This window comes from Candidatus Eisenbacteria bacterium (assembly GCA_030017955.1).
In the GTDB taxonomy this organism is placed as follows: Bacteria; Eisenbacteria; RBG-16-71-46; order JASEGR01; family JASEGR01; genus JASEGR01.
Map to the genome: position 1 here is coordinate 1 of JASEGR010000229.1, position 1,303 is coordinate 1,303.

2 protein-coding genes are annotated in these 1,303 nt (G+C 51.3%); both read right to left on the reverse strand.

All coding sequences use genetic code 11. The annotated features are described in order from the left end of the window. Positions 1 to 188: 188 nt before the first annotated feature. Positions 189 to 830, reverse strand: a complete 642-nt coding sequence (locus tag QME66_13910; GenBank protein ID MDI6810036.1) for an SdpI family protein — start codon at positions 828 to 830, stop codon at positions 189 to 191. A gap of 26 nt (positions 831 to 856) precedes the next feature. Continuing rightward, positions 857 to 1,303 (reverse strand): isocitrate/isopropylmalate family dehydrogenase (locus tag QME66_13915; protein ID MDI6810037.1); only part of this gene is annotated, 447 nt, incomplete at its 5' end.

Here is a 1,303-nt window from a genome sequence, read left to right on the forward strand (position 1 = left end):
TTTCGAAATGTCATAGGGGCGATAGCCCCTGTGAAAGTGCTGGGGCACCGCATAACTAAGTTCGCGAATTTATGTGACACAGCACTAGGTTGGAGCTGCGGGAAGCGCCGTCAATCAGACTCGCTGGAATCTTCCCGGGCAAGTGGGACTATAGGAGGGCTTAGTGAATGCCGACGAGGATCGCCGGTCTACGTCAGCTTCATCTCCTTCTGGTACTCAACGTACGAGTAAACGATGGTGTAGGCGGCAACACAACAGATCGGAACAATAACAAAGTAGAATGCCAGGTCGCGGAAGAGGATTCCCACAAAGGCAATTACTCCCGACACTTTGAAAAGCTTGCCGCCGATTTTATGCGTCTTGTCCCAAACCTTTTCGTTGCTCAGAGTCCAGGGAGTTCTGATTCCGATGAACCAATTCCGTTTCGCATGCTCTATGAGCATCCCGCAATAGAAGAAGAGAATCCCGAGGGCGGGCGGCATCGCCAGAACCATACTGAACCTCTTGCCCATGTTCCACAGGATTGTTAGTACATAGATATACACCAAGAACAAAAATATCAGCACAATGAATCCGTCAAAGTACTTTCTGAATTCCTCGATGTTCTCTTTCAGCGGGTCTATTCTCGGTACCACGAGAAAGAGCAAGAACATTAAGACGGAGATAGCCGGCATCAAGAACAATCCCCAGAACCTTGACATGTAGCCATTAACGTCGCCCCGGGCATCCCAGTGCGAAGCCATTCTTTCCGGCATCCTGGGGTAAAAATAGACAGCCGCCGCAATAGAGAGCACGAGTATTGCCAGCACCAGCACTTCACTTTTCCTCACGGAATTCCTCCTTCGAGGACCTTGGCTCACAAGGTCTTTTCCAGCCTTTTCATCTCCTCAAGCATCATACTGCCAACCCGGTCTGTCGAGAGGCCTGAATCTGTTGAAAGTGATGTGACTTTCCTTTCGACAAGGAGGCTCTCAATTGCCATATCCACGAGTCTGGCGGCCCTTCGCTCGCCTATGTGGTCGAGGAGCATCCCGACCGCTCCGATTGCCGCGACAGGACACGCAATATTCTTCCCGGCGTACTTTGGAATTGAACCGTGCACCGGCTCGAACATTGAAACCTGCCCGGGGTGAATGTGCCCGCCCGCAGCAATTCCCAGTCCCCCCTGGAGCATCGCACCCAAATCGGCAATGATGTGTCCGAACATGCTGGTAGTAACTATCACATCAAACCACTCCGGTTTCTCCAGGTCAAGTCTTTTTTCTCCTGTAAAATTGGTCAGGTATAGCCTCCTCCCGGTGAA